General features: G+C 43.1%; 11 protein-coding genes and 1 pseudogene. 2 read left to right on the top strand and 10 right to left on the bottom strand.

What is annotated here, in order from left to right; all coding sequences use genetic code 11:
• Positions 1-34: 34 nt before the first annotated feature.
• The 5 genes from BXP28_RS20560 to BXP28_RS24700 form a co-directional block, all read right to left on the bottom strand.
• Positions 35-256, bottom strand: coding sequence for a hypothetical protein (locus tag BXP28_RS20560; protein ID WP_077585191.1), 222 nt, complete (start codon positions 254-256; stop codon positions 35-37).
• Between the two features lie 191 nt (positions 257-447).
• A complete protein-coding gene (locus BXP28_RS20555) occupies positions 448-2547 on the bottom strand; it encodes a S8 family peptidase (RefSeq protein ID WP_023484408.1) in 2100 nt (699 codons plus the stop codon).
• A gap of 200 nt (positions 2548-2747) precedes the next feature.
• The gene (locus BXP28_RS25685) at positions 2748-3038 is read right to left on the bottom strand and encodes a helix-turn-helix domain-containing protein (RefSeq protein WP_374049672.1); all 291 of its coding nucleotides are present in this window, start codon (positions 3036-3038) and stop codon (positions 2748-2750) included.
• A gap of 508 nt (positions 3039-3546) precedes the next feature.
• Positions 3547-4053, bottom strand: coding sequence for a YqxI family protein (locus BXP28_RS20545; protein ID WP_051427992.1), 507 nt, complete (start codon positions 4051-4053; stop codon positions 3547-3549).
• Between the two features lie 373 nt (positions 4054-4426).
• Complete coding sequence (locus BXP28_RS24700; protein ID WP_230460812.1) at positions 4427-4486, bottom strand: putative holin-like toxin; 60 nt, start codon at positions 4484-4486, stop codon at positions 4427-4429.
• An 855-nt stretch (positions 4487-5341) separates the two neighbouring features.
• On the opposite strand from BXP28_RS24700, the gene BXP28_RS23390 reads away from it, so the two are divergent.
• A complete protein-coding gene (locus BXP28_RS23390; RefSeq protein ID WP_167552509.1) occupies positions 5342-5509 on the top strand; it encodes a hypothetical protein in 168 nt (55 codons plus the stop codon).
• A gap of 355 nt (positions 5510-5864) precedes the next feature.
• On the opposite strand, the pseudogene BXP28_RS20540 reads toward BXP28_RS23390, so the two are convergent.
• The 4 genes and pseudogenes from BXP28_RS20540 to BXP28_RS20525 all read right to left on the bottom strand — a co-directional run.
• Positions 5865-6002: pseudogene (locus tag BXP28_RS20540) on the bottom strand (transposase); the annotation flags it as partial.
• Between the two features lie 260 nt (positions 6003-6262).
• Positions 6263-6469, bottom strand: coding sequence for a hypothetical protein (locus tag BXP28_RS24695; RefSeq protein WP_024095172.1), 207 nt, complete (start codon positions 6467-6469; stop codon positions 6263-6265).
• A gap of 128 nt (positions 6470-6597) precedes the next feature.
• Positions 6598-8529 (bottom strand): heavy metal translocating P-type ATPase, encoded by a 1932-nt coding sequence (locus tag BXP28_RS20530; protein ID WP_235430697.1) that lies wholly within the window; start codon positions 8527-8529, stop codon positions 6598-6600.
• A 320-nt stretch (positions 8530-8849) separates the two neighbouring features.
• Positions 8850-9047 (bottom strand): hypothetical protein, encoded by a 198-nt coding sequence (locus BXP28_RS20525; protein ID WP_024095174.1) that lies wholly within the window; start codon positions 9045-9047, stop codon positions 8850-8852.
• 422 nt (positions 9048-9469) lie between these two features.
• Here BXP28_RS20525 and mprF point away from each other — a divergent pair, with 422 nt between their 5' ends.
• Entirely contained in the window at positions 9470-12040 is a 2571-nt protein-coding gene (mprF, locus tag BXP28_RS20520) for a bifunctional lysylphosphatidylglycerol flippase/synthetase MprF (protein ID WP_077585189.1), read from the top strand.
• A 117-nt stretch (positions 12041-12157) separates the two neighbouring features.
• Here mprF and BXP28_RS20515 read toward each other — a convergent pair whose 3' ends face one another.
• On the bottom strand, positions 12158-14053 hold the full coding sequence (locus BXP28_RS20515; RefSeq protein ID WP_024095175.1) for a PrkA family serine protein kinase: 1896 nt from the start codon (positions 14051-14053) through the stop codon (positions 12158-12160).
• Positions 14054-14173: the final 120 nt, after the last annotated feature.

Raw genomic sequence — 14173 nt, 5'->3', positions numbered from 1 at the left:
GGCTAATATCGGGATTCAAGAAAAGGGGAATGAATTAATATACCGTTGGATAGCGATATGACGGGTATGGATAATAAGGATACGGATAAGGCACAGGCTCGACAACCACTATTGGAGGATAGCCTCCGTGCCAACCATGCCAGTGGTGGCCGCCATGCCAACCTCCGTGATGGCCATCATGCCAACCGCCATCCCAACCGCCATGATGTCCGTCCGGACGCTTTTCAATTTCCGAATATTCACGTTCTTGCGTCATATTCTTCTCCTTTCCTTTCTGTCTGGATTTGATTGCTTCTGCCTTACTATATGTGCAATAGCCTATCCGGTGTGAGTTGCTTATTCAAAAATAGGCTTGCCTAAAATAAATCACTCCTCTTTTCTCCTGATATCCCCTTAAACCAAGAACCCCTCCGGAAACCCGGAGGGGAAGAATCGGCCTATTGTAATTTATTGTTTGACGGACTTCATAAGCTGATAGACCACCTGCGCGCTTTCCGCACGGGTTGCCAGCTCTTTTGGCGCAAACATCTGGTTGTTCCGCCCTGTCAAAAAACCTGCATCAAATGCACGCTGAACGTAGGACATGGCCCAACCGCTAATATCTGCCTGATCTAGGAAAGAACCTTTTGCATTATCCGGAGGGATTACCTCTGAATCATGAAGGAAACATCCTTTTCCCGCCTCAGCAGCCTTGACAAGCATAACCGCCATTTCCTCTCTTGTAATCGGCTGATTCGGTTCAAAGAGACCGCTGCCCGTCCCAGTTACCAGCCCCCAGCCCGCTGCACTATTTACATCCTTGTAAAACCAGTCCTCTTTCTTGACATCCTTGAATGAAGACTGTTCGGAAGAAGGCAAATTCAATGCATGGGCTAATATAACGGCAAATTCTGCTCTGGTAAGAGGTGCTTCGGGATCAAACCTGCTGGAAGTGCGACCTGCTACAATTCCCTCTGTCCAAAGAAACGCTATGGGCCGCTTCGCCCAATGATCCGCAATATCGGTAAAAGGCTGGCTGTCCACCGGTTCCTTAGAGTCAGGAGTCATCATCAATGCCTTATAGACATTGAGTCTTCCATATCCGTACGTATTATCCGGTCCGGGAGCTCCTATATTATCAGATGACTTGCAAAGGATGTCCAATACCTCTTTGGGAGTCAGCTCCGGATTTTTGGATAAGATAAGCGCAGCCGCTCCGGCTACCATAGGACTGGACATAGAAGTACCGGTAAGATTCACATAATCTCCATTCTTCCCGGTGGAGAAAATATCTGCTCCCGGGGCCACCAAATCATTCCCTTTGTTGGAGATATCCAAAAGCCCATCATTCTCATCTACCGCCCCTACGGCAATCACCTCAGGATAGCGGGCAGGATAATCAGGCACATCCAAATTATGGTTGCCCGAAGCCGCCACCAAGACGACTCCTTTTTTATACGCATACTTTATAGCATCGTAAATGATTTTCGAATCCCCGTTCTGATCGGCGGCAAATCCATTGCTGCCCAGGCTCATATTCAGTACACGTGCTCCATGATCGGCCGCATAGCGAATTGCCTTGGCAGTACTCTCTTCTGTCCGTTTCATTTTGGTGTCCCAGGCGTTTATCGGCATCAGTTTTATACCCGGAGCCACACCGGTTATACCGATTCCATTTCGATTGTCCGCAGCGATTATGCCGGAAGTATGAGTACCATGATCCCTCTTTTGGGTTTCACTATAACTTTGTCCAAACACATCATAGGGTTCGGTAATCTGTCGGGCAAGCTCTGTCGTTTGATAGGCAATGCCCTGGTCAATAATAGCTACTTTAATTAGCGGATTCCCTTTAGTGAGACTCCAGGCCCGGAAAGCATCAATCTGGGCCAAGTGATACTGGCGTTTAACCATAGGGCTGCCGGATAATAAGTCGGCATTCCCATGAATCGCATTCCATTTATCAAAAGCCCGAACCTGCTCCATATATACACCGTCATGCTTCATCCAATAATCATGCTCGACCCCCGCTGCCGGATTAGGAGGGTTAGAAGTTTGCAACTGCATCTCCTCAAAATCGCCTGTGAGATTTCCGGGAGACGGGGTAATTTCAAGCATATAAGGCTGATTCACAATTTGTACGGAACGGCCATCCGTATAAACCTTCACATAATATGCGTCCGGTTTCAGTTCCCTGTCTACTACAACTGATACCCCGGTACTGTACTTCCTTAATGAACCACGCTGTACCACATTTCCTTTGCAATCCAGTACATCCATACGTAAATATGAACTATAATCCGGCTCAATAGCTCTGAGCGTAAATGCAATTTTCCCGGCCGATGTTAGAGGTAATTTATAAATGTCAACATCTGCTAAATAATCATGAATCGTGCCGATTGTTTGGCTGTTTAGCTTAACGGGAGTTGCCGTCCAAAGAGATTGATTAGGCTCACGTTCCATCAAGGAGGTCAAAGATGTTTGTGCCTTCGGCTCTGCCAAGGCAAACCCCGCTCCCAACAATTGTGAGAACAAAAAAGCGGCTGCTAGCGGAACTGGCCATTTTTTCATTCATAGCCCTCCCTTTAAATCTGGTTGTTTTTTTCATTGTAGCAAATTTGCACCCGCTATTCTTTACTAACCATTAACAACTTATTTCAAATATTCTTTCCTAAGGTATAGCCAATTTCTAATTCCTTGTAAGTTTTCAGACCTAAGCCTAGATGGGCTAATTCACTAATATTACTATTATCTAAATATGAACGGGTTAATCAAGTTTTGCTTCCTTTGAACTGCTCCGTTCTGTCAGAGGCAGATGCACATGGTGAAAGTTTCCGGTGCGGATATAAGCAAACACATCCCGAAAAACCCCTGCCCGGGACAGGCTCGTTACAATTACAAGTGCCAGAATGCGATAATAATTCCTTTGACTCCAAACAATGTGAGGCCGATGAAAATACCGGTTTCAATACAAAGCGACAACAACCGATTGTTTTATTGATGAGAACATCTTGTTCTTTTGTCGGATAGATACGAATCTTATATGCTTTATTTACAATCACTGTACCACCTCGCTTTTTGATGAATGTATTATCGTAATCATCACAATCACTTTCGATTTCCGAAATTGTAAAACCCACCTCAAATATAGGATAACATAGGCAAAAGTTTTTTAGGATATTAGTACTAAATATTTCTTCAACAATTACAAATTCACCATATGTCGGAGTGTCAAAAGACACGCCTTATCCGAAGCCGATTCATCTCACGATTGAAATCACCAGTTTTCTCGGCTTATTTATAAAAAAGGGGCACCCCGGAAGGGAACTTTTCTTACCTATTTATATTTGATTTTAATCCAAAAAACCTTGATTTATAAGTTTTTTTCTTTTCCCTTTTCCTTCTTTATCCTTATATTCTATACAATGATGTACATTCTGTCCCCAATTCGTCCCCAGTGGTGACACTTCCGCTGAGAGCAAAAACTTCTTATATTCTTATAAATCTACCATTAAAAAAAACAGGCATGAATCCTTGTGGGAGGATTTCAAACCTGTTCTTTTAACTAGTTTAAATAAGCCATAGAATAATATCAGCAAGAGCTTCAGCAGTTTTTTCTGGTACTCCTACTGCTATTAAAGCCTTAACAACAGCACCTCTTGAAGCACTGTTTAACCTTTCGGTAGCTTCCGCAATTTTATGAGCCCATTGACTGAACCTTTTTGCTTTGGAAGGGGATAAAGGTTTGAGTATCCATGAAAGAGCTGAGCCTCCGACTCTACATATGGACCCGATGAATTTTATCGCTTTTAGACCATGACCAAATATTTCCCTAGGCTGTATTTGCCCTGATTTAGCTAAATTATTATGTTGGGTGGAAACTTGCGAATAATTTAAACCAGTTGGTTTTCCAAGGTTCGATGAAAAAGAAGTTGGGACTGAAAGTAGTTGTGTTGTAGATATTGATGGTTTTTCAAGTGTTTGAGCTGATGAAATTGAGCCAAATGCCGAAGTAGATAAAATAGTTAATGCTGTGAGTGCTACAATGCCTTTAGTGATTTTTTTCTTGAATTTCATTAAACCTTCTCCCTTTTTTTGATTTGTATACAATAAATACTATAGAAGTAATATAATAACATAAGAAGGCGGATTTAGGGAGGGTAACGTCGTTAGGATTAGTTCGGATTAGCTATATATAATAGGAAGTTTCTCTTTTTGCTTTCCGATTACTTCGGATATCTTCTGAAAAAAATATGGTCAAAATATGGTCACGCCATGTATAACCTTGTTAAACAAAACAGACCTGTGTTAAAATGCAAGTAGAAGCATATACTAAAAAAGACCGCAGACCCGGTAACGTCCACGGTCAGCAATAGCCGCGCTACTAGGCGGTCGGCTTTTACAAAGTTATACGAAATAGATCGCATTTAACCTTTGCGGGGTGGGCGATCTATTTCATTTTCTGGATGAACGTTAGAAGCGCTAGAATAAACATTCCGAACAGGAACATTAATTTAAGAGCTTGAAACGTCTCCATTGGCGTCCCCCCTTGCCTGTTATCAAGACCTAAATAGAAATAATTTATTAAAAATAATGGATGACACATATTAGTCATGTTTAATATGTGTCATACTTTTATGTTGGTTTATAAAAAAATTTGATCAAAAAATATTGAATAGGGGCGGTTCAAGCAGGAGAGGGCATGTCCCAGGATTCCCAGGATGAAATTAAATGACTATAACCAATTGGATTATAGAAGACTGGATAACATTCCCTCAATATCATAGTCTGATAGATTGTTATAGGAAGTAAATTCAAATTCCGATAAATTTTTAAGGTTTAATATTTCCTCTGGTGTCAGCAGTTCTTTCACACTCAAGTTAAATCAATCCTTATATCTGGTTCCGGTCAATTTTTCTTTATAAATCTTTTCTAATCCAAATTTTGTAAGTGCATCATTCATCACCTGCTAAAAGTTGCCTTTAACCCTATATTAGCACCAACAAAAATGTTACTTTGTTTTTAGGAATGAGTTTTAGTTCTAAGAATAGACACAAATAAGTTGTATCTTGATTAAGTGATTATCAGCCCCATAAACGTAAACGTCCGTTTATGATACTGATTTTATTGAACCGACAGGATAGCTGAAGAGAGCTCTTTATTTTTTTTCCGCAATCAGGAAATTCAATGGAATAAGGTGTTGTAAAATCTTTTGCTTAATTTGCAATATTACTGGTGGTTCCACAGGTAAAGTTATGTTTTATATTAGTACAATGCCAATAACAGACCCTCAGATGGATTGCTTTTTTTATCAATATATATTAAAATAGATAAAACTATTTAGTAAGAAGGGAGGCAAAAAGCCATGGAAACTGTTTTCAGAAGTGTAGAAAAAGAAGTAAAGTCATATTTACATCTAGGAGATTTGCTTGCAACGGGATCAGTCTGTCCTTTTTTAAGCAAACTTCATATAGAGAACAGCTACCGGAAGCTTTTTGTCTTTTTTATTTTAGAATTTGTAGAAAATCCTTAAATTGTTTCTACATTTTGATTAAATACTAAGCAATTACTAGACGCCGGTTTATTCGGCGTCTTTTTGCGTTCTAAAGAAAAAAATTGAGATGAATATCTATATAGACCTCTTGTTGGATTAGATTCATGAAAAAGTGGCCAATATTTACAAAGAAAGGTAGATATAAATGTTAGTTCAACTAAATGACATTAGTAAAAGCTATTCGGGCGATCCCATACTCTCGAATATATCAATGAAAATTAAAATAGGCGGGTACCCCTATACGAAGTCCTTATCTTTAGCGAAGTAACACTTATTCCTGCATGCTCACATATTTATAGGGGAAACGTATAGGTGACGGCTGGTTGCCAGCGTTCTTAAATTCCGCGATCCAGCGGTAAAGCGTGTTCTCATGCAAGCCCATTTCCCGGGCTACCTGCGCCACCGATTTTCCGTCTTCCTGGATAAGTCTTACGGATTGAAGTTTGAACTCCTTGTCATACTTTTTCGTCATGTCGGACACCTCGATTATGAATGTTTTTATTGTCGCACTCTCAGTTCTCTGTGTCCAATTTAAAGTCTAGCATCAGTTTCCAATCCATCGTCCAAGGTTGGAAAAACCATTAGACCGGAAGACGACATAAGTCCACCAGGATTATTTTTGTAACAGCAGAACTTTTTCCCCATGCGGTTTCATGTAGAGATATTGCTGCAAACAGCACAGGATCAATTCCTTGTTTTTCCGCTATTTCAATGTATTTATTCGCCTTATCCCTAAGAACCTGCCTGAGAAAAAGCAGTCCCCCACATTTCTTTGTTTATCTCTTCTCCTGTAGGTGAACAAACATACATTCCACTATTACTTTTGTTTTCTTCTTCTCTAGCTTTAGTACCGCCAAAAATACCTATAATCAAAATAACTAAAATCATCAACACAAAAAAGGGAGCCGATACGCTCCCTATCATTAGCCACTTTTTCATATATCATCCGAATCCTTCCGCCCCTGAACAGTTCTTTCTTCTTTTCGATCACGATTAGAAACCATCATTTCAGAGGATTTTATCCCTTCCTGTTTAATTTTTATTTCCGGTTGTGCCTCTTAATCCTCTTATCTTAGTAATCGGAGTCCATTCAGAATGACGAGAATGGTGCTCCCTTCATGCCCGATAACTCCAAGCGGAAGAGGAATGCCGGCAGTAAAATTGGAGACAATCAGGAGGGAGATTACAGCAACGGCAAACACGAGATTCTGCTTAACAATGCGGCTGGTCCGTTTGCCAAGCCGTACAGCGTCTTCTATGCGGCAGATTTCATCATTCATTAGAACTACGTCTGCCGTCTCCAAGGCCGCATCGCTTCCAGCAGCCCCCATGGCAATTCCAACAGTGGCCCCTGCTAAAGCGGGTGCGTCGTTGACCCCGTCACCGATCATCACTACGTGGCCATACTGCTCCCGGAGTTGTTTGATCATATCCAGTTTTTGTTCCGGGAGTAATTCGGCATATACCTCATCCACTCCGGCTTCGCTGCCGATGGCATCCGCTGTTCTCGGCTGATCTCCGGTGAGCATCACGCAACGGATGCCAAGCGCCTTAAGATGGGCCACTGTTTGCTTAGCTTCAGGCCGGATCTGGTCTTGAAGTGCGATCAGGGCAGCCGCTTCTTTCTCCCCGTCCAGCACGATAACCGTCTTGCCGCTATTTTGAAGAGCGGTAATTTGATCTTTCAACTCTTCTGACAGATGAGAAGGTTCCGCAAAATCCGGTTTACCTGCTTTCCATCTGCTGCCTCTGTATCTTGCTTCCACCCCGCTTCCCGTTATGGCTTGAAGTCCTGCCGAATGTTCCACAGGCAATTTCCGTAATTTCGCTTCCTGAATGATCGCTTTGGCAATAGGATGCTCGGACAGGCTTTCAACGGAAGCTGTAATTTGAAGTACCTCCTCTTCCGTCCGGCGTCCCAGGGGAATCAAATCCGTAACCTTAAGTTTTCCCATTGTCAAAGTCCCGGTTTTATCAAAGGTAACTACCCTTGTATCCGCCAATAGCTCCAGATAGGCCCCTCCTTTCATGAGAAGTCCCTTCCGTGCTCCGTTCGATACAGCAGATAATATAGCCGGCATGATAGAAGCAACAAGGGCACAAGGCGAAGCCACTACAAGAAATACCATAGCCTTATAAAAGGTATCTTCCAGAGTCCATTTCAGTAATAAGGGAGGAATAAGGATCATCATCAGCGTAACGGCCACAATTACTTTTGCATACCTGTGTTCAAATTTCTCAATAAACTGCTGGGAAGCAGGTTTCTCACTTTGAGCTTCCTGCACCAGTTTGATTATTTTGCTGAATAGACTGCTTTCACTTGTCCGGGTTACTTCCACAAACAAGGCTCCTTGCCCGTTTAACGTCCCCGCAAAGACATCGTCGCCGACTGTCTTATCAACCGGCTCTGATTCCCCGGTGAGGGAAGACTCATTTACAAATGACTGCCCTTCACTGATCCGTCCGTCAGCTGGAACCCGTTCCCCTGGCCTTACCAAAATCAGGTTTCCCATTTGAAGTTGTTCAATCGGCACTTCAGTCTCATGACCATCAGAATACAAAATGGCCGTCTCCGGTTTTAGCTCCATCAAAGCCGAAATATCTTTGGAACTGCGCCCCATTGTATAGCTTTCCAAAGCACCACTTACGGCAAAAATAAAAATCAGAACAGCTCCTTCCGCCCAATAGCCAATCGTGCAGGCTCCAATTGCCGCAAAGACCATCAGCAAGTTGACGTCAAGGTCCTTCTCCCTGATCAGGGTTACCAGTCCTTCTTTCGCTTTGCCAAATCCCCCTGCCACAAGAGAAAGTCCATACAAGAATGTAGAGAACAAAGCAGAAAATCCGGATATTGCCCAGGCGAGTACAAGGCATCCTCCGCACAGAAGAGCTGTGAGTACTTCCGGTTCCTCCCATAAGGCTTTCCGGAAAGAGCGTTTGCCGGAATTGTTTTTATGTTCGGAATCAGGATTAACCTTACCCATATCTATAGCAGTCATATCTCCCATCTCCTTTTATTTGATAATGAATTTCATTTTTAAGCCCCTTAAAACGACTCATGCTGCCTCCGGGGCCGGAGGCAGCATGATAATTGAGAATGATTCTCTTTTTTTCCATATTCAATTTTGTTGCTCCAAGGAAACTTTATTACGCTTAGTATACGCTGCTTTCCTCTTTTTGTAAACCGTTTGAACCTCTCATGACTAAAAGTCACGAGATTCCTAAGTACGGAAGCCTACCGGTTTCTAAATAAACAAAAAAACCGCCTGATTCATCTTTAGACGATTTTCAATTACGTGAAAAGATAATTTCATTCGTATTATCTTCTTTTCTTTAACTGGGACTTATAGTATAAAGATTCTATGCCAGACTCTAATTCCACTATATACTGAATACCCGAAGATGTAATGCTGGCAATGGTTTTAACTTTACCCCTGTCTTTATAAGAGTATAATTTGGGGTCATTTACGATGACTTTGGTGCCGAATTTAAGTATCTGTTCTTGGTTTCCGCGCATCTTAATCAGGCCTCCTTCGTCTTCTGCCCAAAAATACCGGAATCTTCTTGATCCTTAAAGTGTATATCGGTATTTTTCCCTTTCCATTATAGAGTAAACTATATTCTTGGATAAAGATTAAAGTCCGTTTCCCATAAAATCATTTCTCTTTTATGTTTTTCTATCACATCTTTTCAAAAAATTTCCGACCCTGTTACCTATTTGTTACCGTTTTGTCTATTTTTTCGTTCTACTTTTCTCCATACTTATGTATAATAATTTCTACCCTGTTTTCAGGATTTTGAAGACAGGCTATTAGGATGCCGTTTCATGTAAATCAATCCCCGTCCATTTTTCAACATAACTTCCTATGTTCGTTTTGTTTCAATTGAAAAATGGGAACGATTAAGTATATGCAGTTACGTATGAAAGAAGGTAATCGGATGTCCTCCAAGTTTCCTTGGATGCGTGTAGCTAAAATCGCATTTCCTATCGTGCTTCTGCTTTTTGTCTTTTACCAGGGAAAAAAAGAGCTAGCCGGATTATCCATTAAGGAGTCCATTGCTGCTATCAATCAGATACCCCAAGGCGGTTTCTATCTGGCTGTCGCTGTGGGACTTATAGCCGTTTCAACCATGTTCTTTTATGATTATATTTTGATCCGGGCTTTAAAGCTTAAAGTTTCGGTTTGGAAAATATTCCGTGTTTCCTGGATTGCCAATTCGTTTAACGGAGTCCTTGGATTCAGAGGTTTGGCTGGAGCGAGTCTTCGCGCTGTGTTATTTCGCGAGCATACTAAAGACAGCCCCCAGTTGATCCGTTCCATTGCCTGGATGGCCCCGTCTCTTATGAGCGGGCTTTCCTTGTTGTCACTATTGGTCATTGTGGACGTTTTTCCGGCAAGGTCTATTCTTCATAGTGAAAAGTGGCTGTGGATCCCGGTTGTGGGCGTCTTCGCGTTCCTTCCCGCCTACATCCTCTTCTCCAAATTTAAAGGGCGGGAGACCAATTCAGCCAAAGTAACGACCATGTATACACTGGTCTCCTTTATCGAATGGTTTTCCGCCGGAATTACTTCCTATGTAATTATCCATCTGACCGGTATTGACGTTCCTTTTCCCGCTGCCATCGGTACGTTCGTTCTTGCAGCGGTAGCCGGTCTGATCAGTCTGGTTCCCGGGGGCCTGGGATCATTTGACCTTGTCTACATTATCGGCATTACCAGCTACGGTATTGACAAAGGGACTGTTTTGTCTGCCCTGCTCCTGTACCGTCTGTGTTATTATCTTATTCCGTTTGGAATCGGACTCATTATGGCGGCCTTCGAAATGGCTGGCGTGGTCATGAAAAACATTGAGGAAAACCGGGTAGTCCGCCAAACGATGGAAGCTGGAGGCGTTCTCTGGACTTTTCAGCGTTCCATTCTCAGCAAGCTTGGATACTGGTCTTTATCTGTCCTGATTTTTTTCGGCGGGGTTCTGACGATTCTCTATATGGTCATGCCTATTGATGAGGATTTGGACCTCTTTATCCGTTCGTTCTCGCCCGGGTGGTTTACGGTCTTATCCGACGCCATCACTCTGGGATGCGGAATTGCCCTGATCTTATCGGCAAGAGGGATCTACCGGAGAACCAAAAGAGCTTACAACATGTCCATTCAGGCTTTGGCCGGCGCAGCGTTCTTCAGTGTCGCCGCCTCCTTCACATTCAACCTTGCCGTTGTATTAGTTCTCATCGGGATTGTATTATTTTTACTGAGAAACAAATTCAACCGCCAGCGCTCTGTGATGACTATCCCCAGCTTGATTGGTTATCTGCTTCTTTTGATCCTGCTGGAATATGTCTACTACAACCTGGCTATTATCTTTACATGGCTTGCCGAAGACCCTGAACTTGAATCTGAGCTGACCGATGTGGTCTTTATGCCGGTTCAGCAAATTCACTGGATGGTAGCCATATCCGCATTGTTTGTCATTGTGTTTTTCGCTTTTTCCCTGCTCCTGTTCGAACGTAAGCAGCATGGTATTCCAGGGGAACCTTCCGATGATGGGAAGCTGGAGGCTTTCCTTGAAAAACACGGAGGACATGTCTTGAGTCATCTCGGCTATCTGGGTGACAAACAGTTTTACTTCTCGAAGGACGGAAAGACCTTGCTTCAATTTGCCAGAGTCGGCAAGCGCCTTATTGTTCTTGGAGACCCCTCCGGGGAACCTGAAAGCTTCCCGGGGATTTTGGAGGACTTCTTGGAAGATGCCGATCGCCTGGGCTATATTGTTGTCTTTTATCAGATTGAAAATGATTATATGTATCTTTACCACGATCTGGGATACCGGTTTTTCAAGTTGGGGGAAGAGGCTATCATAGATTTAAGCAGCTTCACCATCTCCGGAAAAAAACGTGCCGGTCTGCGCGCGTTAAAAAACCGCTTTAACCGGGAAGGGTATACATTTGAATTGGTTACACCACCTTTTGACGACGAATGGTTCCGCGAGCTGAAACAAGTTTCCGATGCTTTCATCGGAAAACGCAAAGAGAAGGGATACTCACTCGGCTATTTCGACCGCCATTACCTGGAGAAAGCACCTATCGCCATACTAAGGGATTCTGCCGGGAAAATGATGGCTTTCATGAGCCTGATGCCGGTATACCGGGAAGGGTACCTCTCCGTTGATTTAATGCGTTATTACCCTGATTCACCAAGCGGCATTATGGATGCCATGTTCATCCATTTATTCGAATGGGCTAAAGAGAAAGGATACCGGTTCTTTAATATGGGGATGGCTCCTTTGTCCAATGTCGGCCAATCTCAGGAAGCCTTCTTCTCAGAACGGGTGGCTGCAGCCATTTTCAATAATGTGAACTACACTTACAGTTTCAGCGGACTTCGCCGTTTTAAAGATAAATACTCTCCCAAATGGGAGGGCAAGTATTTGGCTTACCGCAAAAACAGGTCTCTGCCTGGTACCATGTTGCTTGTCACCCGCCTGATTGGGAAAAGAAGAAAGCAAAGTTAAATCCTTCTTGTTGTAAAAAAAGATTCAGCAGTCACTACACCGTTCAGGACCGCAGTGTGAAATGGCTTTGTTCACGCTTCGGTCCTTTTCGCTTTCAAGTTCCTGATTGTAAGCCCTTTACCGGTTCAGTAAACTTCCCACATAGCGCAGAAGTTCATTTGCACAGGCCGGGCAGTAACCGTGCTCATCTATAAGACGCTTCGTTACTTCATTGATCTTTTTAAGCTGTTTTTCATCCGGTGTCTTCGTTGAGGTTGTTATTTTCACGATGTCCTTGAGATCAGCGAACAGTTTTTTTTCTATTGCTTCACGAAGGCGTTCATGACTGCTGTAGTTGAATTTTTTCTTTTTACGGGAATAAGAGGACAAGCGGATTAAAATTTCTTCCCGGAACGCCTTTTTGGCGTTTTCCGATATTCCGATCTGCTCTTCGATCGATCTCATCAGACGCTCATCCGGATCCATTTCTTCTCCGGTCAGGGGGTCCTTAATTTTGCCCCAATGGCAGTATGCTTCAATATTGTCAAGGTAATTTTCAAAAAGTGTCCAGGCGGATTCTTCAAACGAATATACGAACGCCTTCTGTACTTCTTTCTTGGCCAGTTCGTCATATTCCTTGCGTGCTATGGAAATGAAATTCAAATACCTTTCCCGCTCATCCTTGGTGATGGAGGGATGCTGATCAAGTCCGTCTTTAAGTGCCCGCAGCACATCCAGTGCATTGATGCATTGAAGGTCATGGCGGATTAAGGCACTTGAAATGCGGTTAATGACATACCTCGGGTCGATTCCCGACATACCTTCTTCAGTAAACTCATGCTGCATTTCTTTTAGATCGGCTTCCTTATATCCTTCTACGGACTCTCCATTGTACATCCGCATTTTCTTCAGCAGATCCATCCCTTGTTTCTTCGTTTCTTTAAGACGTGTCAAAATGGAGAAAATGGCGGCCGCTCTTAGTGCATGGGGAGCTATGTGAATGTGGGACATGTCGCTTTGTTTGATCAGTTTGGCGTAAATCTTTTCCTCATCCGTTACTCTTAAATTATAAGGAATGGGCATTACAATCATCCGCGACTGAAGCGCTTCATTTTTCTTATTTGAAATAAAAGATTTATATTCCGATTCATTTGTATGAGCTACAATGAGCTCATCGGCAGAAATTAGCGCAAACCTGCCCGCTTTGAAGTTGCCTTCCTGCGTCAGGGATAGCAAGTTCCATAAAAATTTCTCATCACATTTCAGCATTTCCTGAAACTCCATTAATCCCCGGTTTGCCTTGTTCAGTTCCCCGTCAAACCGGTAGGCTCTCGGATCAGATTCTGATCCGTACTCCGTTATCGTGGAAAAATCAATACTACCTGTCAAGTCGGCGATATCCTGGGATTTGGGGTCAGAGGGGCTGAATGTTCCAATACCAACGCGCCCTTCTTCAGAAATAAGCACGCGTTCCACTTCCACCTTTTCTATATCTCCGCCATATTCTGTTTGCAGTCTCATCTGACAAGAGGGGCACAATGAGCCTTCAATACGGATTTTTAGCTCTTCTTCTACCTCTGCCCTCAGTTCTTGGGGAATCAAATGAAGAGGCTCCTCATGCATCGGACATCCTTTGATCGCGTATACCGCGCCAAGATCTGTTTTGGAAAACTGTTCAAGTCCCCGTTTTAACATGGTTACCAATGTGGATTTCCCCCCGCTGACAGGTCCCATTAACAGTAAAATCCGTTTGCGCACATCAAGCCTTTTGGCAGCGGAGTGAAAATACTCCTCCACCAGTTTTTCAATGGCCCGGTTCAGTCCGAAGATTTCCTGGTCGAAAAACTTGTATCTCAGGTATCCGTTTTCCTTTTCGAACCCATGAGAGGCAATCATCTCATAGACGCGCGCATGCGCAGTCATGGTAATAGCCGGATTTTTCCGTACAAGCTCTATATAATCTTTAAATGTGCCCGACCAAGCCAGCTGATTCTTCTCCGTCCGGTACTCCGAAATTCTCTTGAAAATATCCATGGGTACCTCCTCTCATCTGCATCAACCCTCTTCTTAAGCGGGGCCTCCATAGCCGCAGTTTGAAGCGTACTACATACCTATGCATCTTTGTAGGATTAGTTTCCCGAAATTTGGCCATCC

This window comes from Paenibacillus larvae subsp. larvae (assembly GCF_002003265.1).
Taxonomy (GTDB): Bacteria; Bacillota; Bacilli; order Paenibacillales; family NBRC-103111; genus Paenibacillus_H; species Paenibacillus_H larvae.
This window is presented reverse-complemented; position numbering and strand designations above follow the sequence as displayed.

Bases quoted from the DNA above. Each gene is read 5' to 3' on its own strand.
- BXP28_RS20525 (WP_024095174.1), bottom strand. From the start codon at position 9,047: ATGCGCGGAAACCAAGAACAGATACTTAAATTCGGCACCAAAGTCATC.
- BXP28_RS20530 (WP_235430697.1), bottom strand. From the start codon at position 8,529: ATGACTGCTATAGATATGGGTAAGGTTAATCCTGATTCCGAACATAAA.
- BXP28_RS20555 (WP_023484408.1), bottom strand. From the start codon at position 2,547: ATGAAAAAATGGCCAGTTCCGCTAGCAGCCGCTTTTTTGTTCTCACAA.
- BXP28_RS23390 (WP_167552509.1), top strand. From the start codon at position 5,342: ATGGAAACTGTTTTCAGAAGTGTAGAAAAAGAAGTAAAGTCATATTTA.
- BXP28_RS20545 (WP_051427992.1), bottom strand. From the start codon at position 4,053: ATGAAATTCAAGAAAAAAATCACTAAAGGCATTGTAGCACTCACAGCA.
- mprF (WP_077585189.1), top strand. From the start codon at position 9,470: ATGTCCTCCAAGTTTCCTTGGATGCGTGTAGCTAAAATCGCATTTCCT.
- BXP28_RS20515 (WP_024095175.1), bottom strand. From the start codon at position 14,053: ATGGATATTTTCAAGAGAATTTCGGAGTACCGGACGGAGAAGAATCAG.
- BXP28_RS20560 (WP_077585191.1), bottom strand. From the start codon at position 256: ATGACGCAAGAACGTGAATATTCGGAAATTGAAAAGCGTCCGGACGGA.
- BXP28_RS24695 (WP_024095172.1), bottom strand. From the start codon at position 6,469: ATGAAAAAGTGGCTAATGATAGGGAGCGTATCGGCTCCCTTTTTTGTG.